The organism is Rhodanobacter panaciterrae, from assembly GCF_014651895.1.
GTDB lineage: Bacteria > Pseudomonadota > Gammaproteobacteria > Xanthomonadales > Rhodanobacteraceae > Rhodanobacter > Rhodanobacter panaciterrae.
In genome coordinates this window covers 1443249-1468856 of sequence record NZ_BMXT01000001.1, presented here as the reverse complement: position 1 = coordinate 1468856, position 25608 = coordinate 1443249, and the positions used below count along the sequence as shown (strand labels likewise).

At 62.1% G+C, this 25608-nt stretch carries 24 protein-coding genes; 5 read left to right on the top strand and 19 right to left on the bottom strand.

The window, feature by feature from the left end; translation table 11 throughout:
- Window positions 1-6: 6 nt before the first annotated feature.
- The 6 genes from IE071_RS06775 to IE071_RS06750 form a co-directional block, all read right to left on the bottom strand.
- On the bottom strand, window positions 7-603 hold the full coding sequence (locus IE071_RS06775; RefSeq protein ID WP_189440322.1) for an LOG family protein: 597 nt from the start codon (window positions 601-603) through the stop codon (window positions 7-9).
- Window positions 604-724: 121 nt separating this feature from the next.
- Window positions 725-2149 carry a dihydrolipoyl dehydrogenase gene (lpdA, locus tag IE071_RS06770; protein ID WP_189440321.1) on the bottom strand — a complete coding sequence of 475 codons (1425 nt, stop codon included), beginning with the start codon at window positions 2147-2149 and terminating at the stop codon, window positions 725-727.
- Between the two features lie 164 nt (window positions 2150-2313).
- Window positions 2314-3507 carry a 2-oxoglutarate dehydrogenase complex dihydrolipoyllysine-residue succinyltransferase gene (gene odhB / locus IE071_RS06765; protein ID WP_189440320.1) on the bottom strand — a complete coding sequence of 398 codons (1194 nt, stop codon included), beginning with the start codon at window positions 3505-3507 and terminating at the stop codon, window positions 2314-2316.
- Window positions 3508-3524: 17 nt separating this feature from the next.
- Window positions 3525-6371 carry a 2-oxoglutarate dehydrogenase E1 component gene (locus IE071_RS06760; protein ID WP_189440319.1) on the bottom strand — a complete coding sequence of 949 codons (2847 nt, stop codon included), beginning with the start codon at window positions 6369-6371 and terminating at the stop codon, window positions 3525-3527.
- 312 nt (window positions 6372-6683) lie between these two features.
- A complete protein-coding gene (locus IE071_RS06755; protein WP_189440318.1) occupies window positions 6684-7634 on the bottom strand; it encodes a GNAT family N-acetyltransferase in 951 nt (316 codons plus the stop codon).
- Window positions 7631-8824, bottom strand: coding sequence for a cupin domain-containing protein (locus tag IE071_RS06750; RefSeq protein ID WP_189440317.1), 1194 nt, complete (start codon window positions 8822-8824; stop codon window positions 7631-7633). The genes IE071_RS06755 and IE071_RS06750 overlap by 4 nt, the downstream gene beginning before the upstream one ends.
- 101 nt (window positions 8825-8925) lie before the next feature.
- On the opposite strand from IE071_RS06750, the gene cysK reads away from it, so the two are divergent.
- Window positions 8926-9864: a cysteine synthase A gene (gene cysK / locus IE071_RS06745; RefSeq protein ID WP_189440316.1), complete on the top strand. Its 939-nt coding sequence runs from the start codon at window positions 8926-8928 to the stop codon at window positions 9862-9864.
- Window positions 9865-9950: 86 nt separating this feature from the next.
- Here cysK and IE071_RS06740 read toward each other — a convergent pair whose 3' ends face one another.
- From IE071_RS06740 to purB, 4 genes are all read right to left on the bottom strand, one after another.
- A complete protein-coding gene (locus tag IE071_RS06740; RefSeq protein ID WP_189440315.1) occupies window positions 9951-10382 on the bottom strand; it encodes a GNAT family N-acetyltransferase in 432 nt (143 codons plus the stop codon).
- Between the two features lie 126 nt (window positions 10383-10508).
- A complete protein-coding gene (locus tag IE071_RS06735; protein ID WP_189440314.1) occupies window positions 10509-10943 on the bottom strand; it encodes a DUF1801 domain-containing protein in 435 nt (144 codons plus the stop codon).
- A gap of 561 nt (window positions 10944-11504) precedes the next feature.
- Window positions 11505-12089 carry a hypothetical protein gene (locus tag IE071_RS06730; RefSeq protein ID WP_189440313.1) on the bottom strand — a complete coding sequence of 195 codons (585 nt, stop codon included), beginning with the start codon at window positions 12087-12089 and terminating at the stop codon, window positions 11505-11507.
- Between the two features lie 279 nt (window positions 12090-12368).
- Window positions 12369-13736 (bottom strand): adenylosuccinate lyase, encoded by a 1368-nt coding sequence (gene purB / locus IE071_RS06725; protein WP_189440312.1) that lies wholly within the window; start codon window positions 13734-13736, stop codon window positions 12369-12371.
- Window positions 13737-13865: 129 nt separating this feature from the next.
- On the opposite strand from purB, the gene IE071_RS06720 reads away from it, so the two are divergent.
- A complete protein-coding gene (locus IE071_RS06720) occupies window positions 13866-15248 on the top strand; it encodes a class II fumarate hydratase (RefSeq protein ID WP_189440311.1) in 1383 nt (460 codons plus the stop codon).
- A gap of 71 nt (window positions 15249-15319) precedes the next feature.
- Here IE071_RS06720 and IE071_RS06715 read toward each other — a convergent pair whose 3' ends face one another.
- The 8 genes from IE071_RS06715 to IE071_RS06680 form a co-directional block, all read right to left on the bottom strand.
- Window positions 15320-16036, bottom strand: coding sequence for a YggN family protein (locus IE071_RS06715; protein WP_189440310.1), 717 nt, complete (start codon window positions 16034-16036; stop codon window positions 15320-15322).
- 60 nt (window positions 16037-16096) lie between these two features.
- On the bottom strand, window positions 16097-16801 hold the full coding sequence (locus IE071_RS06710; RefSeq protein ID WP_189440309.1) for a hypothetical protein: 705 nt from the start codon (window positions 16799-16801) through the stop codon (window positions 16097-16099).
- A gap of 37 nt (window positions 16802-16838) precedes the next feature.
- A complete protein-coding gene (locus IE071_RS06705; protein WP_189440308.1) occupies window positions 16839-17807 on the bottom strand; it encodes an ABC-2 transporter permease in 969 nt (322 codons plus the stop codon).
- Window positions 17804-18661: an ABC transporter ATP-binding protein gene (locus IE071_RS06700; protein ID WP_189440307.1), complete on the bottom strand. Its 858-nt coding sequence runs from the start codon at window positions 18659-18661 to the stop codon at window positions 17804-17806. The genes IE071_RS06705 and IE071_RS06700 overlap by 4 nt, the downstream gene beginning before the upstream one ends.
- Window positions 18658-19032 carry a GntR family transcriptional regulator gene (locus IE071_RS06695; protein ID WP_189440306.1) on the bottom strand — a complete coding sequence of 125 codons (375 nt, stop codon included), beginning with the start codon at window positions 19030-19032 and terminating at the stop codon, window positions 18658-18660. The genes IE071_RS06700 and IE071_RS06695 overlap by 4 nt, the downstream gene beginning before the upstream one ends.
- Window positions 19033-19035: 3 nt before the next feature.
- Window positions 19036-19374, bottom strand: a complete 339-nt coding sequence (locus tag IE071_RS06690) for a hypothetical protein (protein WP_189440305.1) — start codon at window positions 19372-19374, stop codon at window positions 19036-19038.
- 264 nt (window positions 19375-19638) lie between these two features.
- A complete protein-coding gene (locus IE071_RS06685) occupies window positions 19639-21303 on the bottom strand; it encodes an amidohydrolase (protein WP_189440304.1) in 1665 nt (554 codons plus the stop codon).
- Window positions 21304-21446: 143 nt separating this feature from the next.
- Window positions 21447-22037, bottom strand: coding sequence for an FMN-dependent NADH-azoreductase (locus IE071_RS06680; RefSeq protein ID WP_189440303.1), 591 nt, complete (start codon window positions 22035-22037; stop codon window positions 21447-21449).
- Between the two features lie 112 nt (window positions 22038-22149).
- Here IE071_RS06680 and IE071_RS06675 point away from each other — a divergent pair, with 112 nt between their 5' ends.
- The 3 genes from IE071_RS06675 to IE071_RS06665 all read left to right on the top strand — a co-directional run bounded on the left by IE071_RS06675 (window position 22150) and on the right by IE071_RS06665 (window position 25163).
- Window positions 22150-23124: a LysR substrate-binding domain-containing protein gene (locus IE071_RS06675; RefSeq protein ID WP_189440302.1), complete on the top strand. Its 975-nt coding sequence runs from the start codon at window positions 22150-22152 to the stop codon at window positions 23122-23124.
- A gap of 78 nt (window positions 23125-23202) precedes the next feature.
- Complete coding sequence (locus IE071_RS06670) at window positions 23203-24345, top strand: pyridoxal phosphate-dependent aminotransferase (RefSeq protein WP_189440301.1); 1143 nt, start codon at window positions 23203-23205, stop codon at window positions 24343-24345.
- Window positions 24346-24362: 17 nt separating this feature from the next.
- Window positions 24363-25163: an amidohydrolase gene (locus tag IE071_RS06665; RefSeq protein ID WP_189440300.1), complete on the top strand. Its 801-nt coding sequence runs from the start codon at window positions 24363-24365 to the stop codon at window positions 25161-25163.
- 67 nt (window positions 25164-25230) lie between these two features.
- On the opposite strand, the gene arsC is transcribed toward IE071_RS06665, so the two are convergent.
- A complete protein-coding gene (gene arsC, locus IE071_RS06660) occupies window positions 25231-25575 on the bottom strand; it encodes an arsenate reductase (glutaredoxin) (protein WP_189440299.1) in 345 nt (114 codons plus the stop codon).
- Between the last annotated feature and the right edge of the window lie 33 nt (window positions 25576-25608).

Below are 25608 nucleotides of genomic sequence, written 5' to 3'. Positions count from 1 at the left end.
CCGGTTTCAGGCCTTGACGCTGGACGGGCCAATCACGCGGGAGGCGTCGCCGCCGTCGTATTCGTCCATCCAGTCGAACAGCGCGGCCATCGAGTCGCCAAACCAGACACTGTCGCGCTGGCCTGCCCGCACGAAGCCTTCGCCGACCATGTGATCCATCATCGTACGCAAGCCACCGTAGTAGCCGCGCACATCGAGAAACGCGCACGGATAGCAATGCAGGCCGAGTTGCGCCCAGGTCAGCATCTCGAACATCTCGTCCATCGTGCCGAAGCCGCCGGGCAGGGCGACGAAGGCGTCGGACAGCTCATACATGCGCGTCTTGCGCTGGTGCATGGTTTCGACCACGACCAGCTCGCTCAGGCCCGGATGGGCCACCTCGAGTTCCACCAGCTGGCGCGGTATCACGCCGATAACCTTGCCGCCGCCAGCCAGCACGGCATCGGCCACGGTGCCCATCAGGCCGACCTTGCCGCCGCCGTAGACCAGAGCGATGCCGCGCCGGGCCATTTCGGCGCCGAAGGCAAGGGCTTGTTCGGTGTAATCGGGATGATTGCCGGGGCTGGAACCGCAGTAGACGCAGAGCGAGGTAACTTTGGCCATCTATATCTCCAAAAGCGCGAAACCCGTCCTTGGGAGACGGGTCGCGTGTCGTGCGTGATTATTGGAAGTATCCAGGGCCAACACACATGCATGTGCTGTCCGGGATGAGCGCATCCTGCGCTCAGTTGCCCTTGTGGATCGCGCGCTTGTCGACCGACAGCGCCGCTTCGTGCACGGCCTCGGACAGCGTCGGATGCGCGTGAACGATGCGGGCCAGATCTTCGGACGAGCCCTTGAACTCCATCGCGACGACGCACTCGGCGATCAGCTCGGAGACGCCCGGGCCGACCATGTGCACGCCGAGAATGCGATCGGTCTCGGCATGGGCAAGCATCTTCACCTGGCCGACGGCCTCGTTCATCGCGACGGCGCGGCCGATCGCGGCGAACGGGAAGCTGCCGACCTTGTACGGGATGCCGGCGTCCTTCAATTCCTTCTCGGTCTTGCCGGCCCAGGCGATTTCCGGCTCGGTGTAGATCACCCACGGCACCGTGTCGTAGTTGACGTGGCCAGCCTTGCCAGCGATCCACTCGGCCACCGCCACGCCTTCCTCGGAACCCTTGTGCGCCAGCATCGGTCCGCGCACGGCATCACCGATCGCCCACACACCATCGACGCCGGTGTGGCAGTGCTCGTCGACCACGATGCGACCACGCTCGTCCAGCTTCACGCCGGTGTCGTCGGCCAGCAGGCCGGCGGTGTAGGCGCGACGGCCGACGGCGACCAGCAGCTTGTCGACGACGAGATTCTGCTCGCCATCCTTGTCGGTATAGGTGAGGTGCACGCCATCCTTCTTCGCTTCGGCCTTGTTGAGCTTGGCGTTGAGCTTGATGGTCAGGCCCTGCTTGGCGAATTCCCTGGCGGCAACCTTGGCCACGTCGGCATCGGCGACAGCGAGGAAGTCCGGCAGCGCTTCGATGATGGTGACTTCGGCGCCGAGACGGCTCCACACGCTGCCCAGCTCCAGGCCGATCACGCCGGCGCCGATCACGCCCAGACGCTTCGGTACTTCGGTGAAGTCCAGCGCGCCGGCGTTGTCGACAATCGCCTTGCCATCGAACTTCGCGAACGGCAGCTCGATCGGTACCGAGCCGGAAGCGAGGATCACATTCGTGGCGCTGATCGTCTGCTTGGTGCCGTCGGCACCGGTGATCTCGACGTTGTTTCCCTTGAGCAGCTTGCCAGTACCGAAGTACGGCGTGACCTTGTTCGCCTTGAACAGCTGCGCCACGCCGCCGGTGAACTGCTTGACGATCTTGTCCTTGCGGCCGACGAAGGTGGGCACGTCGATCTTCGCGTTGTCGGCAGTGATGCCGTGCACGCCGAAGTTGTGCGTGAGGTTGTGGAACTGGCGCGAGGAATCGAGCAGTGCCTTGGACGGGATGCAACCCACGTTGAGGCAGGTGCCGCCGAGTGCCTGCTTGCCGTCCTTGCCGGCGAAGGCATCCACGCAGGCGGTCTTCAGGCCCAGCTGTGCAGCGCGGATCGCGGCCACATACCCGGCCGGGCCGGCGCCGATGACGATGACGTCGAATTTGTCGCTCATGAAAGTCTTCCTTTTCGGCGAGTCAGTTCACTCGCGGATGTAGCGGAGATGGGCATCAAGACTGGAAACGCAACACTTGAAAACGACGCATCAGCAAAATTCAGGCACCAGAGCCTCGTTGCCGATTTGCCTTGATCGCCGAGGCGATCAAGGCGGGACGGCGATTAGAGGCCGAGCAGCATGCGCTGCGGATTCTCCAGCTGGTTCTTGATGTCGACCAGGAACAGCACCGCGTCCTTGCCGTCGATGATGCGATGGTCATACGACAGCGCGATGTACATCATCGGCGCGGCGATGATCTGGCCGTTCTCGACGATGGCGCGCTCCTTGATCGTGTGCATGCCGAGGATCGCACTCTGCGGCGGGTTGACGATCGGCGTGGACAGCAGCGAACCGAAGGTGCCGCCGTTGGTGATGGTGAAGGTGCCGCCCTGCAGGTCATCCAGCGACAGTTTGTTCGCGCGCGCCTTGACGGCGTAGTCGGCAATGCCTTTCTCAACGTCGGCGAAGCTCATGTCCTGCACGTCGCGCAATACCGGAGTGACCAGACCCTTGTCGGTGGACACGGCGATCGAGATGTCCTGGTAGCCGTGATAGATCACGTCGTTGCCATCGACCGAGGCGTTGACGAACGGGTAGCGCTTCAGTGCTTCCGCCGCGGCCTTGACGAAGAAGCTCATGAAGCCGAGCTTGACGCCGTGTTCCTTCTGGAACGCTTCGCCCAGCGACTTGCGCATCTTCGTCACCTCGGCCAGGTTCACTTCGTTGAACGAGGTGAGCATGGCGATCGAGTTCTTCGACTGCATCAGGCGCTCGGCAATCCGCAAGCGCATGCGGGTCATCGGCACGCGCTCTTCCGGGCGCGAGCCCGGGGTCGGCTTGGCCGCCGGTGCCGCGGCGGGAGCCGCGGCCGGGCGCGAGCCGGCGTTGACCACGTCTTCCTTGATGATGCGGCCATCGCGGCCGGTGCCGGCAATGGCCGAGGTGTCGACCTTGTTTTCGGTGGCGACGCGCTGTGCGGCGGGCGAGAGCTCGGCGGCAGCCTTCGGTGCGGCAGCGGCAGCCTGGGCCGGAGCGGGAGCCGGTGTGGCCGCAGCGGCAGGAGCCGGAGCAGCAACCGCGCCTTCCTCGATGATTGCGATGACCTGCTGGCTGTTCACCGTGTCACCGACCTGCTGGCGGATTTCCTTCAGCACGCCATCGACTGGCGAGGGTACTTCCAGCACCACCTTGTCGGTTTCGAGATCGACCAGGTTCTCGTCGCGCTTCACCGCGTCGCCGGCCTTCTTGTGCCAGCTGGCGATGGTGGCGTCGGAAACGGACTCGGGCAGAACGGGGACTTTGACTTCGATGGACATGAGGGATCCTTGGGCCTTTATTCTGCTGAGTGGTCGGTGCCGACCGGCGCAACCAGCGCCTGCTCGACGAGCGCTGCCTGTTCGGCAACATGGGTATTGAGATGGCCGGCGGCCGGTGCCGGCGAGCGTGCGCGTCCCGCGTAGGAGAGACTGCGCTTGCTGCCGGTGCAGGCCTGCAGGTGATGACGGATCTGGAACCAGGCACCCTGGTTCATCGGCTCTTCCTGGCACCAGATCACCTCCTTGGCGGAAGGATACTTGTCCAGTTCGGCGGTGACTTCGACACGCGGGAACGGGTACAGCTGCTCGACGCGCACGATTGCCACGTCGTTCTGTCCACGCTTCTCGGCGTCTTCCAGCAGGTCGTAATAGACCTTGCCCGAGCACAGCACCACGCGCTTGACCTTCTTCGCCGGCAATTCGCGATGCTCGCCGATCACCAGCTGGAAGCTGCCGTTGGCCAGCTCGTCCAGCGTGGATACGGCCAGCTTGTGGCGCAGCAGCGATTTCGGCGTCATCACGATCAGCGGCTTGCGCACCGGGCGCAGCATCTGCCGGCGGATCATGTGGAAATCCTGCGCCGGCGTGGTCGGCACGCAGACCTGCATGTTGTCGAACGCGCACAGCTGCAGGAAGCGCTCGAGACGCGCAGAAGAATGTTCCGGGCCCTGGCCTTCGTAACCGTGCGGCAGGAACAGCGCGAGGCCGCACAGACGGTTCCACTTCGCTTCGCCGGAGCTGATGAACTGGTCGATCACCACCTGCGCGCCGTTCGCGAAATCGCCGAACTGGCCTTCCCAGATATTCAGCGTGTCCGGGTCGGTGGTGGAGTGGCCATACTCGAACGCCATCACCGCTTCTTCGCTGAGCAGCGAGTCGATCACTTCCACGTCGGCGCCGGCGCGGATCGTGGCCAGCGGCATGTAGGTGTGGCCGTCCTTCTGGTCATGCAGCACGGCATGGCGATGGAAGAAGGTGCCGCGACCGGAATCCTGGCCGACCAGGCGCATGTCGTGGCCGGCATCGATCAGGGTGGCGTAGGCGAGGTTCTCGGCGAAGCCCCAGTCGGCCGGAAGTTCGCCGGCGGCCATCTTGCGGCGGTCGTCGTAGATCTTCGCCACGCGCGCCTGTAGCGTGAGGTCGGCGGGCAGGGTGAGGATCTTGCCGGAGAGTTCCTGCAGTTTCTGCTTCGGCACGCTGGTGTCGGTCAGCGTCGACAGCTTGCCACCGATGAATTTCGCCCAATCGACATGGCCGTCGCGGGTCGGCGACGGGTCGAGCTCGGTCATCGGTGCGCCGGCTTCGAGTCGGTCGCGATATGCCTCGAACTGCTTCTGCGCATCACCCTCGGCCAGCACGCCTTCCTTGACCAACTGCTGCTGATACAGGTCGCGCGTGGTGGGGCGGGCGCGGATGATCTTGTACATCACCGGCTGCGTCGCCGCCGGTTCGTCGGCCTCGTTGTGACCGTGGCGGCGGTAGCAGACCAGATCGATCACCACGTCGCGGCGGAACTGCTTGCGGAAATCGTAGGCGAGGCGGGTCACTGCGATCACCGCTTCCGGATCGTCGCCATTCACATGCAGCACCGGCGCATTGACCATCTTGGCCAGGTCGGTGCAGTACATGGTGGAACGGGCGTCCTGCGGATTCGAGGTGGTGAAGCCGACCTGATTGTTGATCACGATATGCAGGCTGCCGCCGATCTTGAAACCACGGGCCTGCGACATGTTCAGCAGTTCCATGTTCACGCCCTGACCGGCGAACGCGGCGTCGCCATGGATCAGCACGGCCATCGACTGCGTGTGCATGGTGTCGCGGCGACGGGTCTGGCGCGCATGCACCGAACCGCACACCACCGGGTTGACGATCTCCAGATGCGACGGGTTGAACGCCAGAGCCACGTGCACGCCGCCCTTGGGCGTCTTGACGTCGGCGGAGAAGCCCATGTGGTACTTCACGTCGCCCGAATGAGCCGGATCGTCGGGGTGGTCGAACCGACCTTCGAATTCGTCGAACAGGGTCTTCGGCGGCTTGCCGAGGATGTTGACCAGCACGTTGAGGCGGCCGCGATGGGCCATGCCGATCACCAGTTCCTTGATGCCGTTGTCGCCGGCGGCGCGCACGACGTCGTCGATCATCGGGATCAGGCTGTCGCCACCTTCCAGCGAGAAGCGCTTCTGGCCCACGTACTTCGTGTGCAGGTAGCGCTCGAGGCCTTCGGCGGCGGTGAGGCCGTCCAGCACGCGCTGCTTGCCGGCCTTGTCCAGCGCGCTCTTGCCGGCGGCCTGTTCGAGCCGGCTGTAGATCCAGTTGCGCTGCTCGTGATTGCTGATGTGCATGAATTCCGTGCCGATCGTGCTGGCATAGGTCTTCTGCAGGCGGCTCAGCAGCTCGCGCAGTTTCAGGCGCTGACCACCACCGGCGTAGTTGCCGGCGTCAAATTCGGTATCCAGGTCGGCATCGGAGAGGCCGTGGAAGGCGAGGCCGAGATCCGGCGCCGACATCTTCTCGGTCAGGCCGAGCGGATCGAGATCGGCGGCGAGATGGCCGCGCGAACGATAGGCGGTCAGTAGGCGCAGCACGCCAGCCTGCTTGCGCGCGTGCTCGTCGCTGATCGGCGCGGCGGCGGCACCATTGCCGGCATAACGCTGCTTTTGCGCGGCCTCTATACGTGCAATGGCCGGGACATGAGAGACATCCCCCGACTCGCGACCCTTGAAGGTCTCGAAGTATTTGCTCCACTCGACGGGTACCGACGAGGCGTCGGCCAGCCAGGCGTCATAAAGCGATTCGACATAATCGGCGTTGCCGCCAGCGAGTTGGGAGGATTCGAAGAACTCGCGGATCAGGTTTGTACTCACGTCACCACCGGCAGGGAAGGGATGCTTGCAGCCATCCGTGTGACCAAGGAAGTCGCGGTTTTTGGTGGGTTTTCAAGCCCGACCCACCGCTGAAACGGATGACTGGAGAGAATCCGGACAATTATAGCCTTTGGCTGCCGCGAGGCGGCAACCCGCAAGGGGCTCGAAATGGGCTACCGGCATGCATTCGAGACGATGGTCTAACGAACTATCGTCGCAGGCTGCGGTTTTCAGCCGCTTTATCGATGACGCTGGCGACCGACGGGGAAAGTCGCCGGGCCAGCTGGTGTTCAGCCGATGCCACGAGGCCGGTCAGATATTCAGCGTCTGCAGGATGCTGGCGCGCTCGGCACGCTCCCACACTTCATCGAAATGCTGTTGCAGCGGCGCCTGGCTGGCGCGGTCGTGAAGAGCGGCGCGGCCTTGCGGGCGATCCGCCTCGGGCAGGAACAGATAGCCAGCAGCATCGTTGAGCAGATAGGCCGAGACATAGGTCAGATCGGCTTCCTCCACCGGCATGCGGATCTGGATCGCGCTGGGCAGGCGTTGCGCCAACGCGATCAGTCGATGATCGTTGCGCAGGGCGGCTTCGGGATCGTGCAGCAGGATGCGGATCTGCGCGCCGCGACCGGAGATCGCGACACGCCGCAACTCGGCCAGTTCTTCCGCGCTGGCGTAGCTGTCGTTGCCGAGCAGCGGCATGTAGATGGACAACCGGTGACGCGTCTCGCCCAGTAGCTGCAATCGCGCAGCGGCGGTTTCACTGCGCGAACCGACAGGCAGTGCACCGATGTCGCGCAGCGGAGCCTCTTTGTCGACCGTCGTGGGCAAGCTCAGACGCATGGCCCGATGCGCCAGCCCGGCATCCTCGAATTCCGCGCCATACGCGATGAAACCTTCGCGTTCGTAGAAACCGAGCGCACTGACCTGGGCATCCAGCGCCACTTCCGGCCAGCCTTGCGTGCGTGCACGTGCGATCAGTTCGCGCAGCAACGCCAAGCCGACGCCCTGACCGCGCCACTCCTGCAACACCGCCATGCGGCCGATCTTGTGTGCCGGCGTGAGCCGGCCACAGCCAATCGGCTGGCCGGCTTCGTCACGCGCCAGCACATGCCAGCAGTCGCCATCGAGTCCATCGCGTTCGCGTTGCTCGGGCACACCCTGTTCCTGGATGAACACGATGCCGCGCAAGTCGAGCAGGGCCGCGCGTTGATCCTCGCGCGACCATTCGGCGACTTCGACGTGGAAGTTTTGCAGCTTCATCGGCGACGGGATTTTCTCGGTATTAGATGACCGTCATTGACCAGCGCCAGCAACAACACGCGTTCAGTGGCGTTCGCTTTGCGGGAAAGGCTGAGCGCGCGCTGCTCGCACAACTGCTGCGCCAGTGCCGGCGTGGCCGGGTAGGCGTGGCCGCTGACATACAGCGTGCAACTGGATTTGCCGCGACTCCAGGCCAGCCGCGACCAGGGGTGGCGCAGCAGCTGTGCGCCGGCATCGAGTTGTTTCGCCAGCGCGGCGTCGCTCAGTGGCTTGTCCAGCGGTGCCGGCACCTGCGCGTTGCGGTAGCGGGTGATGAAGCAGCCGAACCAGTCGCGCAGCATGTCGTCGTTCAAGGCCGCGGCAAATGGCAACGCGGTCTTCAGGCGATCGATCGCGGCGCGGTCGATTTCGCCCGCCGCCTTGACTGGCTTCAGGTCCGGGTCGGCGTAGCGCAGTTCTTCTGGCAGATGCTCGGCGATATGGTCGGCCAGGTCGCCGGTCAGCTCTGCCTGCGACGGCGCGCGCATGCCGATCGAGAACGTCATGCACGGGCCGCCGAACGCCGCGCCGTCGTGCGGCACGCCGGGCGGCAGGTACAGCATGTCGCCCGGTTCCAGCAGCCATTCGTGGGTCGGCTCGAACTGGGCGAGTTGCTTCAGTTCGACGTCGTGACGAAACTCCTTCGGCGCCATCACGTCGTCGCTGATCGCCCAATGGCGCTGGCCCAGGCCCTGCAACAGGAAGACATCGTACTGGTCGACATGCGCACCGACGCCGCCGCCCGGTTCGGCGTAGGAGACCATCACGTCGTCCACGCGCCAGCTCGGCAGGAAATTGAAATGCTGCAGCAAGTCGGCGACGTCCGCGTCCCACTTGTCCACATCCTGCACCAGCACGGTCCAGTTGGTGCTGGGCGTTTTCGCGAAATCGGCTTCGCTCAGCGGACCGGGATTGACGTGCCAGCGATCGCGCTTCTCGTCATGCATGATCAGCCGGGCCAGGGCACCTTCTTCGCAGGCCAGTCCGGCCAGATCGTCCGGCTGCAGCGGCGGCTGGAAATCCGCAAAAGCCTGGCGGATCAGTAATGGCCGCTTCTGCCAGTAGTCGCGCAGGAATCGGGCGGGTGGCATACCCAGCGGCTGTTTTGCGGAGCCGCGGACTTCGATCGGAAAGGAGGCTGGCTTGGTCATCCGCGCATTGTAGCGGCGCCGCGCTGGCTCCGATGCAACAACCACCTGTTTGGGTGCATGATCCGTCGACAGGGGTTCCCTCTGACCTGCCGGAGCGACTCATGATCCACGACAGCATCCTCGACACCATCGGCAACACGCCGATCATCAAGCTCCAACGTCTCGCGCCGAAGCACGTCGAACTCTACGTGAAGGTGGAGGCGTTCAACCCGGCCGGCTCGGTGAAAGACCGGCTCGCCCTGGCCATCATCCTCGACGCCGAGCAACGTGGCGCGCTGAAACCCGGCCAAACCGTGATCGAGGCCACCTCGGGCAATACCGGTGTGGCGTTGGCGGCAGTATGCGCGGCTCGCGGCTATCCGTTCGTCGCGGTGATGTCGGACACGTTCTCGATCGAGCGGCGCAAGCTGATCCGCGCCTACGGCGGCAAAGTGGTGTTGACGCCGGGCGCCGCGCGCGGCAGCGGCATGGTGGCGAAGGCGGTGGAGCTGGCGCAGAAGCACGGCTGGTTCTTCACCAACCAGTTCGAGAACCCAGCCAACCCGGCGTATCACCGGCAGACCACGGCACCGGAAATCCTGCGCGACTTCGCCGGTCGCCGGCTGGATTACTTCGTTACCGGTTGGGGCACCGGCGGCACGCTCACCGGCGTGGGCGAGGTACTCAAGGTGGCGCGTCCCGAGGTGAAGATCATCGCCAGCGAGCCCGCCGGCGCAGCGCTGTTGTCCGGCAAGGAATGGCAGCCGCACAAGATCCAGGGCTGGACGCCGGACTTCGTGCCGGGCGTGCTCAACCGCAAGGTCGTCGACCAGCTCGTGCTGATCGACGACGTGCTGGCGCGCGACACCTCGCGCCAGCTGGCGCAGCAGGAAGGCATCTTCACCGGCATTTCCTCCGGCGCCACCCTGGCCGCCGCGCTGGTGGTGGCTGCGGATGCACCGAAGGGCTCGGTGCTGCTGGCGATGCTGCCGGACACCGGCGAACGCTACCTGTCGACGTTCCTGTTCGAAGGCGTCAACGAGGGCTCGGACGAGGTGTGAGCGCGACCAACCGAAGAGCTCCGCGCTCCGCTTGCGGAGCTCGGCATGTCGTGCAAAAAGCCCGACGGATTCGGCTTGAGTGAATTTCAGAGGGCAGCGGTATAGATATCCGGGAAGTAGCGCTCCATCAGCGACTTCGGATACAGCGGAGCCGTGAACCCGTACTGAGCGTACAGCCCATGAGCGTCCCCGGTTGCCAGCATGAAGCGGCGCAGCCCTTGAAGCTGAGGGTGCGAAAACACGGCAGCCATGAGTGCCTTGCTGTAACCCTTGCCCCGATGCTCGGGGAGGACAAAGACGTCCACGAGATTGGCAAAAGTTGCGTAATCGGAGATGACGCGAGCAAACGCCACTTGAGTAGTTCCAAGGAAGCCACCGAAGCAGAGCGAATGCTCGATGGACCTTTGAACCAGTGCGAGTGGAATACCCTTGGCCCAATAAGTCTGCTCGGAGAGGAATTGATGGATGAACGGAATATCCAGTTCAGCCTTTTCCGTGGTGATACGAAAATCTTCCATAGTTCTCTAGCTTTCGAAATAACCGGCGATGCCGCGTGGCGGAAGCGTTCGTGTTAAGTGGTTGGACAGGATCTGCGAGGAGCGCTTGACCGCTGGCCAGCAGGCAAGGAATAGATCAACTTGAAATCAATGTTGAGTGCCTGTCTGCTTGATCCCGTATTGCATTGCTGATTTAAGCACGTTGATGTTTATGTCTTTCAGGGTTTTGAACTTGATGCAATAGCCTGTAACACTTGCCTTGCCGAGCTCTTTTCCATATTTATGAGCCAAGTACTTCTTGTCATCAATCCCTAGAATATAGATAGAAATTCCTGCTGTGTTTGCGCTGAGGCCAATTTGGTAAAAATCCCTAGTCTTCCCGTTGACATATTCCATGGTGTGAAACCCATATCCTATATTCGGATTAGATATTGACTTACCTTTCTCATCTTTGCCATCCAGAAACCACAATCTACATTGTGGCATTAACTCAAGAATGATGCCGTGTAATTCCCGCATTTCGCTGCGTTTTGGTTCGGGCTGATTGGCAATGTACTCTTGGATTTGTTTCTGGATGTTCACGTCAAATCCTAAAATTTGTCGATTCACCAAGAGGGCCGCCTAGCGCTGGAATTGAGCGGCGGCGAAGCCGTCCGCCTCGAATGATTTGTTAGCCATTTTTGGTGATGAAATTCCCGAGTTGGAGGATTAGAGACTCAAGTCCTCGCATGTCCCGATCAATGTTCACTTTTTCGTCTTCTACGGGAACGAGACTGTTCGCAACGCTCGCACGGGTAGAGTTTCTGGAAATTGATTGCATGGCACGAATGACTTTCCCAAAACTGCCGCCTCCTCGCATCATGGGTCCACGGGCGCGAACCGCTTGGGTGTGCGCAGACCTTAGCTCCTTCTGTTGGGCAGCAAGCTCGCGCTTGAGCAAGGAAAGCTCCTTCTTCTTTATCTTGAGTTCCTTGATTGCAATTCTCGCCTCCGCAACGCTACTGACACGGAGCCTAATTTGACCGTCCTCGTAACTTATGACGGAAGTTTCGGAGAAAGCCGAAAATTGCATTCTGGATGCCCCTGATGGCTAACGCTGGAGTAAAGCGGCGGCGTAGCCGTCCGACTTGAACGATTAGTTAGCTACACACCGGATTGAGCTGCCAAAAGCTGCCGATAGTGCGACCCCGCCACGCCCCATATCTTTTGCATTGCGGTGTCCGGGTCTACGCCATCGTCCTTTTTTCCGTTGGAGGGAATTAATCCGTACTTCTGTAGTAGTGCGGCGTCGCCATAGACTGAAGCCAACTTAAGGTTTGGATATTGCACCTTAGACTGCCACGCTTTAGCTGCATCTACATAGTTTTGGATAGTTTCTTGCAAGATATTAGTAATTGCTGGGGTCGCGCCCACCTCAACTACATGATTCGTTGCCGCCTTTGCATCGATAAGTAGTTGCCCGTATGTCGGGAAATTCACGCCCACCTCAACGGCAGCATTGACTTTGCCAATTGCGGCGACGGCATTGTCAAGCGCGGATCGCTGCACGGCAGTTAGCGTTGGTACGTCGCCGTGACTGACGATGCCATTCGGCAAGCCGCGTATTGCTAGTGTGGTGACCAGTACCGTCACTGCCACAAGCACCACGGCACCTAGACCGAGCAGCCAAGGTCGATTCCTGCGCCCCACCGCTCTCGCCTGTTCAGCAGGTCCTTCTTGCGTATTCATTATGTTCTTCCCCCTAATTCGATTTGAAGGCTAACGCTTATTAGACCCCACATCGGGGCATATGCACCGGATGTTCAGCTTTCGCCTGGACTTCGTCAAATCCTACGGGCAGACAAGGGCTTGCCGGGTAACTGTCATGGTGCTTAGAGGCCTTTGCATATTGCACGAACCGAGGCGCTATCTCTTATGGCCTCGGAAGTGGAGGAATAAACCTTACGGTCGGCAGACGTACACACCCTCGCCGCCGGAAACGGTAATGCGCCAGGCAGACAACCGCGTTCAGATGTCCTTTGCCAGCATTTCGGCCATGCCGACATAGCTGCCAGGAGTCAGTTCCAGCAGACGCTGTTTCGCGTCGGTCGGCAGGTCGAGACCGTTGATGAAGCTGCGCATCGAGTCTTGGGTGATGCCGTGGCCGCGGGTCAGTGCCTTGAGCTGTTCGTACGGCTCGGGCAGGCCGTAGCGGCGCATCACGGTCTGCACGGCTTCGGCCAGCACTTCCCAGCTGCTGTCGAGGTCGGCGGCGATGCGTTCGGCGTTGACGTTGAGTTTGCCGAGGCCTTTCTTCAGCGATTCCAGCGCGACCAGGGTGTGGCCGAACGCGGTGCCGAGTGCGCGCAGCACGGTGGAGTCGGTGAGATCGCGCTGCCAGCGGCTGATCGGCAGCTTCTCGGCGAAGTGGCCGAGCAAGGCGTTGGCGAGGCCGAAGTTGCCTTCGGCATTCTCGAAGTCGATCGGGTTGACCTTGTGCGGCATGGTCGACGAACCGACTTCACCGGCTTTCAGTGTCTGCTTGAAGTAGCCCAGCGAGATATAGCCCCAGATGTCGCGGGTCAGGTCGATCAGGATGATGTTGGCGCGTCGCACCGCGTCGCAGTATTCGGCGACGCCGTCGTGCGGTTCGATCTGGGTGGTGTAGGCGTTGTAGTCGAGCCCGAGGCTTTCCACGAAGCGCTGCGAAAATGCGCGCCAGTCCACTTCCGGATAGGTGATGAGGTGGGCGTTGTAGTTGCCGACAGCGCCGTTGATCTTGCCGGAAATTTCCACCGCGGCGAGCTGCTGGCGCTGGCGTTGCAGGCGCGCCACCACGTTCGCGACTTCCTTGCCCAGGGTGCTGGGCGAGGCGGTCTGGCCATGCGTGCGCGAAAGCAGCGGCAGTGCGGCGTTGGCGTGCGCCAGTTCGCGCAACTGGGCAATCACGGCGTCGAGCTGCGGTAGCAGTACCTGTTCGCGCGCGTCGCGCAGCATCAGCGCATAGGACAGGTTGTTGATGTCCTCGCTGGTGCAGGCGAAGTGCACGAACTCGCGGGCCTGGGCCAGCGTGGGGTCGGTACCGATGCGCTCCTTGATGAAGTACTCCACCGCCTTCACGTCGTGATTGGTGGTCGCCTCGATCGCCTTGATGCGCGCGCCTTCCTCGATGCCGAAGCTGTCGGCGATGGTGTGCAGCTGCTTGACTTGGGTGGGCGTGAACGGCGGCAGTTCGGCGATGCCTGGATCGGCGGCCAGCGCCAGAAGCCATTCGATTTCCACGTGCACGCGGCGGTGCATCAGGCCGTACTCGCTGAAGATCGGGCGCAGCGCTTCGACCTTGCCGGCATAGCGGCCGTCCAGTGGCGACAGGGCGGTCAGGGCATGAGAGGACATCGGGGCATTCCGGCAAGAGGAAACCGCCATTTTACATGGGTGCGGCCCTTCTCTGTTCTGGCCGGCATGTCGCGCCAGTGACCGGCAGCGGCCTATAGTTGGACATTCTTCAATTTCGAGGAGCCGGGCATGAACGGTTTTCGCACCGAGCACGACAGCATGGGCGAGTTGCAGGTGCCCGCGGACGCGCTGTACGGCGCGCAGACCCAGCGCGCGATCGACAATTTCCCGATCTCCGGCCTGCACCTGCCGCGTCCGTTCATCCGTGCGCTGGGGTTGATCAAGGCCGCCGCGGCCGAGGTCAACCTGTCGATGGGTCATCTGAAGAAAAACCAGGCCGCGGCGATCCGCAAGGCAGCGCTGGCGGTGGCGGACGGCCAGTACGACGCGCAGTTTCCGATCGACATCTTCCAGACCGGCTCGGGCACCAGCACCAACATGAATGCGAACGAGGTGATCGCGCATCTGGCGGTGAAAGCTGGCACCAAGGTGCATCCGAACGATCACGTCAATTACGGGCAGAGCTCGAACGACGTGATTCCCACCGCGATCCATGTCAGCGCCACGCTCACCACCAGCGAGCAGCTGCTGCCGGCGTTGAAGCATCTGAAGAAAGCCATCGACAAGCGCGCCCGCGAGTTGCGGAACACGCCGAAAACCGGCCGCACGCATCTGATGGACGCGATGCCGATCACGTTCGGGCAGGAGTTGTCTGGCTGGGCGGCGCAGATCGGCTCGGCGATCGAACGTATCGAGGATGCGCTGAAGCGCATGCGCCGGCTGCCGCAGGGCGGCACGGCCGTCGGCACCGGCATCAATGCCGATCCGAAGTTTGGTCCGGCGATGGCGCTGCAATTGAAGAAGCTGACCGGCGTGAAGTTCGAGTCGGCGGAAAATTATTTCGAGGGTATGGCGTCGCAGGATGCCGCGGTGGAATTGTCCGGCCAGCTGAAGACGCTGGCGGTGGCACTGATGAAGATCGCCAACGACCTGCGCTGGATGAATTCCGGTCCGCTGGCCGGCCTGGGTGAGATCGAGTTGCCCGCCCTGCAGCCGGGTTCGTCGATCATGCCGGGCAAGGTCAATCCGGTGATTCCCGAAGCGACCGCAATGGTCGCCGCGCAGGTGATCGGCAACGATGCCTCGATCACCATCGCCGGCCAGTCCGGTAACTTCCAGCTCAATGTGATGTTGCCGCTGATCGCGCACAACCTGCTGCAGTCGATCGGGATTCTGAGCAACGTCAGCGTGCTGCTGGCCGACAAGTCGATCGCCGGCTTCAAAGTCAACACGGTGCGGGTCAATCAGGCGCTGGCGATGAACCCGATCCTGGTCACCGCGCTGAATCCGGTGATCGGTTACGAGAAGGGTGCCGCCACGGCCAAGCAGGCTTACAAGGAACACCGCCCGATCATGGACGTGGCGCTGGAAACCACTGGACTGTCGAAGGACGAACTGAAGCGGCTGCTCGATCCGATGGCGCTGACCAAGGGCGGCATTCACGGCGAATAACAGATCGCCTTGTACAGAAACGACAACGGGTGCCGAAGCACCCGTTGTCGTTTCATTACCTCGTCACACGATCAGTTCTTGGAGTCGCTTGTGCAATCGGTGATGTTGTCGGCTTTGATAATGCCGGCATAGGGTTTGAATGCAGCGAGCTGATCGGCGAGGCTGTCTTGCGCCGTCTTGATGTTGGCCAGGTCCAGGCAGATCTTCAGGGCTTCCTGCGTCACCTTCTGTGACTTGGCATCGATGTCCTTGTCGATGCTGTCGGTGTCTCCGCTGGCAATACCCTTGACGACGCTCTTGATCGCCTGGCCGGCAATCGCCGCACCAGCCTTGCCGGTGGCGATGCCGTGTTCATTGACCGCCAGCACGTTGCGGTAGTAATCCTGCAGCAGTGCACGTTGGTTTGCGCTGACGGTAGCCGGGTGCTGATCGATGCTTAGATCACCTGCAGCATTGATGACGGCATCCGGTGTGCTTTGGACGTGCAGGGTGACTTCATCATGCCGCAAGGTGATGCCACCGTTGACCAGGCTGCCGCTGCGAAAACTGATGACATTGGTATTGCCTGATTCTTTGCCGCAACCAGCTATCAAAGCGGTCATCGCAAGCAACCCGATCACGCGTTGGTAAGACATCAAGACATGCTCCAGTTGGGTAACGTAGGCAGGGCGGCGGCACTGTGGCTGATCTGAAACTTTTTGTAGAAGCCCGCTGGCGGGTGGTGCTGCTATGCCGGATAACTGCCTGGATTCAAGGCAACGGCGTCGCCCGCCAGCGGGCTCCTGCATGATGGGGTCAAGGCTCCGCGGGATGGGTTACACCGTCCGTGAGAGCCTTGGGTGCCTGGATCAATCCGAGAATACGGCGATGCCTTTCTTGCCGTCCTTGTCCTTCATGTCCTTGCCGCAATCATCGACGTCCTTTTGCTGCATGGTTGCGTAGGGCCTGAACTCGGGCATCGCCGCGGCCAGTTTCTGCTGCGTGGAGAGCAGGTCGGGCATTCGCTGGCACAACCTGACAGCGGCAGCCTCGATCTTGTCGGTTTGTGGCTTGATGGATGCTTCGATGTCCTTGTTGCTTTTGCCGGCGAGCGCGCCCCACAGTGCTTGCTTGGCCGCATTGACACCCAGGTCGGCACCTTGCGCGCCGATGTCCATGCCGGTTTCGGCGATACCGACGATCTGCTTGCGGTAGTCCAGCAGCAGGCCATGTTGCGTCGGCGTGGCCGCCACCTGCTTGCCTGCGATCAGCAAGTCGCCCTGTGGGGTGATCTCGGCTTTGGGACGCGAATCCTTGTCGTTGTGGTGGCTATCGTTGATGTGAACGCTGTTCACGTCGATGTTCTTGGTGGCCAGTTCCTGCTTGGCCTCCTGCATCGCCTTCTGGATTTCTCCGGAAATCATCGACGGGGAGGTTTTCTCGTCGGCGTCCTTGACTGCCTGTGCCACGTTGTCGGCGACACCCGGCTGGGAGTCGGTGTGTCCGGACTGACCGCAAGCGGTCAGTGGCAGCAGCATGGTCAGTGCGAGCGCGTTGAAAGTAGAGGACTTCATGGGGGGTGTTCTCCTTAATCTCGAATTCGATCGGAAGTCAGCTGTCGTCGCGCCAGCGGCGGAACCAGATGGCGCCTGCCAGCAGCGCCGATCCGATCACGACACCAATCCACAGGTTCGACGAAGCCAGCAGCTGGTAGGTGTTGGTCAGATCCATGAAGTCCATGTTCGGATTGCCGGCGACGTTGTGTGCGATCGATTCACCGCTGGTGCCGAACACGCTGCCGGTGCCAGGGAATGTGCTGAACAGGCCGCGCTGCACAACGTTCTTCCAGAACCAGGTGGTCGGAAGGTTGAACAGTCCCATCAGGCCAAACCAGCTGATTATCAGACCCGTGGCCACCGGCAATGCGACTGCCCAGAGGAACGGCTTGTTGCGTGCCCATGCCGAGCAGAGCAACAACCAACCCACCGAGGGAAGAGCCCAGAGCACGTACAGCGGGATGTAGCCAATCAGGTTGAACACGATGCGGAAGGGGTGGGCCATCAGCAGCAGATGCCACACATTCACGCCATGGAAGGACAGGGTTATCGCCAGTATCAGCAATTGCAGTATGCCGACGACGATACCCACGATGACGGCAATGATCGGAGCCAGCACGGTGGCACTGACGATCTTGGACAGCACGGTGCTGGTATCGGAGATCGGCAGCGACTTCCAGAACAGGATGCTGCGATCACGGCGGTCGTCATACAGCGCGCCGAGGCAATAGAAGAACACCACGAAGCCGAGTACCACGGTGAGCAGGCCTGTCGCGGAATACATCGCGAGGTCCAGGGCGAAGCCGACCTTGCTCATGTCGCCGGCATCCATGTCGCTCATGACATTGTGCAAACCACCGCTGGCACCGAAATTGATCCCGTGGTGGGCGCCCAGTACCTCGGCGGTGATGATGCCCATGATGTTCAGCAGCAGGAATACGCCGCCGGTGATGATCGGAGCCCAGAAGAAGCCGCCCCGGTGTTCCCAGAATTCGCGCTTCACAAGCCAATAGAAGGTTTTCATGCGTAGGTTCCCTTCATGGTGGCGACGAACAGGTCGCTGATGGATGGCCGGCGGGTTTCGCCCAGTTGCTCCAGCGTCGCGCGGTTCGCGCCGTCAAACAGAAAAATGCTCTTGCCGAAGACCTGGCGCTCGTCCAGCGGTTTCAGCTGGCGGGCGGCGTCGGCCTTGTCGGCGTTCACCATCACTTCGATGAAGCGCTCGCCGACTGCATCCATATCAGCATCCAGCACGATCTTGCCGTCGCGGATGAACATCAGGTCGGTGAGGATGTGTTCGACTTCCTCGACCTGGTGCGTCGTCACGATGATCGTCTTGTTTTCGTCGAAGTAGTCTTCCAGCAAGTGCTGGTAGAACTGCTTGCGATAGAGGATGTCCAGGCCCAGCGTCGGCTCGTCCAGGATCAGCAGCTTGGCGTCGATCGCCATCACCAGTGCCAGATGCAGCTGCACGATCATGCCCTTGGACATCTGCTTGACGCGCTGATTCGGCTGCAGCTTGGTACGTGCAAGAAACGCTTCGCACTTGGCGCGATCGAAGCGCGGATGCACGTTGGCAACAAAGTCGACCGCCTCGCTGACGCGGATCCAGCGTGGCAACACCGCGACATCGGCGATGAAGCAGACCTCGCCCATCAGCTTGTCGCGCTGCTTGCGTGGGTCGAAACCCAGCACGTTGAGCTGGCCAGTGAAGTCGGTGAGGCCGAGGATCGCTTTCAGTGCAGTGGTCTTGCCGGCGCCGTTGGGGCCGATCAGGCCGACGATGCGGCCGGGAGCGATCTGGAAGTTCACATTGTCCAGCGCCAGCGACGACTTGTACCGTTTGCTCAGGCCGCTGGCCGTGATTACCGCGCTCATGATTGCTCTCCCTTGCCAGACTCGGCCTCACGCAGCAGCGTCTTGAGATCCAGCCCCAGTCGTTGCAGCCGTGCGAACAGCACCGGCCATTCTTCGCGCAGAAACCGCTCGCGTTCGGATTTCAGCAGCGCCTCACGAGCGCCTTCGATGACGAACATGCCCAGACCCCTCCTTTTTTCAACCAGTTGTTCGTCGACCAGTTCCTGATACGCCTTCGATACGGTCAGCGGGTTGATCTGATAATCCGCTGCCACTTGACGTACCGACGGCAGCGGGTCGCCCTCGTTCAAGGCGCCGTCCAGGATCATCGCCACTACGCGTTGCTGCAGTTGGCGATAGATCGGGACGCTGTCGTTCCAGGTAATGGTCATGTTTTATTCCTTGGTGATACGGCCAAACTTGTTGCCAAACGAATAGTAGGGCATGGCCAATGGCGACCCGAGCAGGCTGAACGGCTCGGCTGTGCCGGTTCCGTCGATGTGGCTCAGTGACGGCACTGTGGCGATGCCGCTGCCGATATCGGCGAGCAGGGCGGCGGCGCGCATTTCGGCAGCGCTGGGATGGACCGTGACGGGTGCCAGTTCGGTGACTTTGATCGTGCGGGTCTTGCTGGCCGCTGCCAGCTGGCTGTCCACGTTGTAGTTGACGGCACTCAGGCTGGCGAAGGTAAACAGGACGGCGGCGACGCTGGAGATCAGGTTCTGCGCTTTCATGACGGGCCTCCTTGGTGAGCTCGTTAGGTGGTGTTGTAGTGAACTATAACACCGACTTTTGAACCGTCAATAGGCAAAGTGCCATTTCGCAACATGACTGATGGCCTATATGGCTCTCCGGCATAAGTTGTCGCTGGAATCGCCGCTGCGCAATGCCCTTCAGGCGGGCAGCTGCGCCACATGAGCCGGAGTTGGCGCCGCGCGCATCAACGAAAAGGCCAGCACTCGGGCTGGCCTTTTCGTTGTAACCAAGGGGCGTCGTGATCAATCGTGCGCGGTGTAAACCTGTTTGCCGCCGACCCAGGTCTGCAGCACCTTGGTGTTCCAGAGCGTGGCCGGAGCATCCTTGAAGATGTCGTGATCGATCAGGATGAAGTCGGCCCACTTGCCCGGTTCCAGTGTGCCGAGCGTCTTTTCCGCATGCTCGGCGTAGGCAGCGTCCAACGTGAAGGCGCGCAACGCTTCGACCAGGGTCATGTCCTGCTCTGGATACCAACCGCCGGGCGGCTGGCCGTGGTGATCCTCGCGCGTGATGGCCGAGTACAGGCCATAGAACGGATTGGGCGATTCCACCGGGAAATCCGAGCCGCCGGCGACCACCGTGCCCTGCTTGAGAAAACGCTGCCATGCATAGGCGCCCTGCATGCGGTCATGGCCGATGCGATCCTCCGCCATGTTCATGTCGGAGGTGGCGTGGGTCGGTTGCATCGAGGCGATCAGCCGCAACGACACGAAGCGCGGAATGTCCTGCGGCGACACGATCTGCGCGTGCTCGACGCGGTTGCGCAGGTCCTTGCCGTCATGCAGCTTGTAGGCTGCGGCATAGCTGTCCAGCACTTCACGGTTGGCGCGATCGCCGATCGCGTGGATGGCGACTTGATAGCCCTTGCCCAGCGCTTTGCCGATCTTCGCGGTCATCTCGTCGGGCTTCATGAACAGCAAACCGCGGTTGCCCGGATCATCGGAGTAGGGCTGCAGCATCGCCGCGCCGCGGCTGCCCAGTGCGCCGTCGGCGAACAGCTTGACCGCGCGCACGGTGAGGAAATCATCGCCGTAGCCGATCAAGGGGCCGTTCTTGTTGATGACATCGAAGTCGTCGCCGGTACCCAGGATCATGGCGTAGATACGCGCGGTGAGTTTGTGCGCGTCGGCGTATTGCCGGTACAGCCGGTAGTTCGCCAGGTCGATGCCGGCATCGCTGACGCCGGTGAGGCCGACGCTGGCCATTTCGGCCAACGCGGTATCCAGCGCCACGGCTTTTTGTTGCGCCGTTGGTACAGGAACCTTGGGGTCGATCAACGCCATGGCGCCATCGACGAAGACCCCGGCAGGGTTGCCATCCGCGTCACGCTCGATGCGTCCACCTGGGGGATCCTGGCTGGCCTTGGTGATGCCAGCCAGCTTCATGGCAGCGGTATTGGCCCAGCCGGCATGACCGTCGACGCGGCTCAGCCACACCGGGCGATCGGATACCACGGCGTCCAGTTCCTTCGCGGTGGGGAAGCGGCCGAGTTTCCAGATTTCCTGATTCCAGCCACCGCCGGTGATCCACTTCGCGTCGGGGTGCGCTGCGGCGTACGCCTTCACTTTCGCCAGAGCTTCGTCCAGCGACTGTGTGCCGATGAGATCGGCCCGGTTGCGCGCATAGCCCAGTTCAAGCACGTGGCCATGAGCGTCGATCAGGCCCGGCAGCAAGGTGTGGCCGTGACCGTCGATGATCTTGGCGTTGCCGGCGCGCTTGGCCAAGTCGGCACGGTTGCCGGTGGCGACCACTTTGCCCTGATCGATCAGAAGCGCCTGGAATTGCTGCAGTTTGCCGTGGCTGTCCAGCGTATAGCCGTTGACGTTGTTCACCAGCAGATCGGCGGCCTGCACGGCGGGTGCCAGTGCCAGCAGCCCAAGCAACGACAGACGTAGCGAGCGATTCATGCGCGGATTCCTGTGTCGGTTGAATCCGCAGTGTGTCGGCCGGCGTGTGGTTTTTCCACTGCCGGCTCACGGGATCGCACCGGTCGCACAACGACAAACGCCCTCTTCACTCGTGAAGAGGGCGTTTGCAAGCGCGAGCTGAATCAGGCGGCCTTGGCTTCAGGTGCGATCAGCGAACCGATCGCGGCCTGTGCCGACTGCAAGGCCAGCGCTTTCGGCTCATCGCCCATGTTGAGCCCTTCGGCACGCACGAATTCCACGTTGGTGATGCCGATAAAGCCAAATACGGTACGCAGATAGGACTCCTGGAAATCCATCACGGCGGCCGGGCCGCTGGCATACATGCCGCCACGGCTGGAGGCGATGATCACGCGCTTGCCGCCGGCCAGCCCCTCGGGGCCGTTGGCGCCATAGCGGAAGGTCTTGCCGGCGACCGCAATGCGGTCGATCCAGGCCTTGAGCTGGCTGGGAATGCCGAAGTTGTACATCGGCGCACCGATCACCACGACGTCAGCGGCGAGGAATTCCTCCAGCATCTGGTTGCCCAGTACAACGACGGGGTCGCTGGCATCGGCCACCGGCGTCCAGTGCGGCAGCGGCTTGGCAGCCAGGTCGTGATATTGGACTGAGGCGGCGGCTGTGTTGCGCTGCAGCTCGGCTACGATGTCGGCGGTCAGCTGGCGCGAAACCGAGTAACCACCCAGTGCGCTGGAATCGATATGCAACAGTTTCATGATGAGGTTCCTGGTCGGGCCGGCTACCCGGCGATGTAAACAGGATATATTCGGAACAATGATGCGATAAGATAGGTATCTTCGAACTTATCGTTCCTTATTGGAAACAATCATGACGGTATTGAGTGGCGCCTTGCAGGATCTCAACGACCTGTACTTCTTTGCCGCGGTGGTCGAACACGGCGGCTTCTCCGCCGCCGGCCGGGCTCTGGGCGTGCCGAAATCGCGCCTGAGCAAGCGGGTGGCCCAGCTGGAGGAGCGGCTCGGTGTGCGCCTGCTGCAACGGACCACGCGGCGTTTCGTGGTGACTGAGGTCGGCGAGCGTTTCTACGCGCATTGCCGCGCCGTGCTGGAAGAAGCGCAGGCGGCGCAGGACGCAGTGGATGAATTGCGTGCCGAGCCGCGTGGTGTGGTGCGTTTGAGCTGTCCGGAGTCGCTGGCGCAGACGGTGCTGGCTTACTTGCTGCCGGATTTCCTCACGCAGTATCCGAAGATGCAGGTGCGCTTGCTGGCCAGCAATCGCCGCGTCGACGTGGTCGGTGAAGGCTACGATCTGGCGATTCGGGTGCGTAGCAAGCTGGACAGCGATGCAAACCTGGTAATGCGCAGTTTCGGCCAGTCGCGTACCAAGCTCGTGGCCAGCCCCGCGTTGCTGAAAGCCCAAGGACGTCCGGCCATGCCCGAGGAGCTGGCCAAGCTGCCGGCGCTGTCGATGCGCGAGCACGAAGGCGCACAGGTGTGGGAGCTGATCGGGGCGAACGGCGAACAGGTCAATGTCGAAGTACAGGCACGCCTGATCACTGGCGATTTCACGGTGCTGCTGGAAGCCGCACGCCGCGGCATGGGCGTGGCGTTGTTGCCGGAATTCGTGTGTGCGCCGGCGATCGCCCGTGGCGAACTCGAAATAGTGTTGCCGGACTGGAGCGTGCCCGAGGGCACCATGCACTTCGTCTATCCCAGCCGCCGCGGCATGCTGCCGGGTGTGCGCGCACTGGTCGACTTCCTGGCCGAGCGACTGCCGGCCATGACGCTGCTGAAACATGAGCAATGCAAGCTGCGTCCGCTGGACGAGCTGCCGAAACCATGATCGGTGTGCCGTGATGCACGCGGCAGCACCGATACGCTACGCTTGAACCTTTATGGACATCCAAACGGCCGAATGATGATGATCGAAACCAAGCTGCCAAAAGTCGGCACCACCATCTTCAGCGTGATGAGCCAGCTGGCGCTGGAGCACAAGGCGGTCAACCTGGGGCAGGGCTTTCCCGATTTCGAACCGCCGCAGGGACTGCGCGATGCGCTGACCCGCGCCATGAACGAAGGCCGCAACCAGTACGCGCCGATGCACGGTACGGCGGCGCTGCGCGAGCAGATCGTGTCGAAGGTCGCGCAGCTGTACGGTCGCAAGCTCAATGTCGATACCGATATCACGGTCACGTCCGGCGCCACCGAAGCGATCTTCGCGGCGATTGCCGCCGTCGTGCGTGCGGGCGAGGAAGTGATCGTGTTCGATCCAGCCTACGACTGCTACGAGCCGGCGATCGAGCTGCAGGGCGCACGCGCGGTGCATATCCCGTTGACCGTGCCGGCATTCGCGATTGATTGGCAGCGCGTGCGCGACGCCGTGACGCCGAAGACGCGGATGATCCTGATCAACAGCCCGCACAATCCGTCCGGTGCGGTGCTGTCGGCAGCCGACCTCGAAGAGCTGGCGGCGATCGTGCGCGACACGAAGATCGTGGTGCTGTCCGACGAGGTGTACGAACACATCGTCTACGACGGCGCGCAACACGAGAGCGTGTTGCGCCATCCGGAACTGGCCGAGCGCAGCATCGTGGTCTCCTCGTTCGGCAAGACCTATCACTGCACCGGCTGGAAGGTCGGCTACGCCGTGGCGCCGGCCGCGCTGTCGGCCGAGTTCCGCAAGGTGCACCAGTACCTCACGTTCTGCACGTTCCATCCGGCGCAGGTGGCGTTCGCCGAATTCATGGCCAGCAATCCCGAGCACTATCTGGAATTGCCGGCCTTCTACCAGGCCAAGCGCGATCGTTTCCGTGCACTGCTGGCGCCGTCGCGCTTCAAGCTGCTCGACGTGCCCGGCGGTTATTTCCAGCTGGTCGATTATTCGGCGATCCGCGACGAGGACGATCTCACTTTCAGCAAGTGGCTGGTCGAGCAGGGCGGCGTGGCAGCAATTCCGTTGACACCGTTTTACGAAAGCGCGCCGGGCACGCGCCTGCTGCGGCTGTGCTTCGCCAAGAGCGATGCCACGATGGATGCGGCCGCGGAGCGGTTATGCCGGCTGTGAACATGCCAGCTTCAAATATGCGTGCTCTGAAGGTTTCGCTGGTGCAGGGCGCCACCCGTTGGCACGACGCGGCTGCCAACCGCGACTACTACGGCGCGCTGGTGCGCCAGGCCGCCGGCAGCGATTTGATCGTGCTTCCCGAAACCTTCCTGTCGGGTTTCAGCAACGACACCCAGGCCAATGCCGGAACGATGGACGGCGAGGGCGTGGCGTGGCTGCGCGCGCTGGCGATCGAGATGAACGCGGTGATCTGCGGCAGTCTGGCGATCCGCGAGAACGACGTCGTCTACAACCGCCTGTTGTGGATGCAGCCGGATGGCAATTTCACCCAGTACGACAAGCGCCACCTGTTCCGCATGGCTGGTGAACACACCCGTTATGGCAGCGGTAACGAGCGGCCGATCGTGGAACTGAAGGGTTGGCGGATCTTGCCGCAGGTCTGCTACGACCTGCGCTTTCCGGTATGGCTGCGCAACCGCCGACTGGCTTCCGCCAACGGCGGTATGGATTACGACCTCGCCTTGTTCGTGGCGAACTGGCCGACACCGCGCCGTGGTCCGTGGCGCACGCTGCTGCGCGCGCGCGCGATCGAGAACCTCAGCTACGTTATCGGGGTGAATCGGGTCGGCGTGGACGGCAACGAAATTCCGTATGCCGGTGACAGCGCGGTGATCGATCCGGTCGGCGAGCCACTGGTCGAGTTGGGTACGCAGGAGCAAGTGGTGACGGTCATGCTCGATCCGGCACCGCTGCTGGCGCATCGCGAACGCTTTCCGGCGTGGATGGATGCTGATGCGTTTTCGCTCGATCCAGGTTGACCCGCCACCATGCATGAAAACAAAAAGCCGCCTGATAGGCGGCTTTTTGTTGATGGGTACATAACGCTCAGAGTATCGCCAGCACCGCTTCCGGTGGCCGTCCGAGTGCAGCTTTGCCGTTGGCGACCACGATCGGTCGCTCGATCAGTTTCGGATGCGCCACCATCGCGGCGATCAATGCTGCATCGCCGAGCGCAGGATCATCCAGCCCGAGCGATGCGTACTCCGCTTCGCCCGTGCGCAAGAGTTCGCGCGCGCTCATGCCCAGCTGCTTCAACAACACGGCCAGTTCGGCCACGGTCGGCGGGTTGTCGAGATAGTTGATGACCTCGACCTTGCCGCCGTGCTCCTCCAGCAACGCCAGCGTGGCGCGCGATTTGGAGCAGCGGCTGTTGTGATAGATGCGCACCATTCGGTCAGTTATCTCGATCCGTCATGCCGAGCC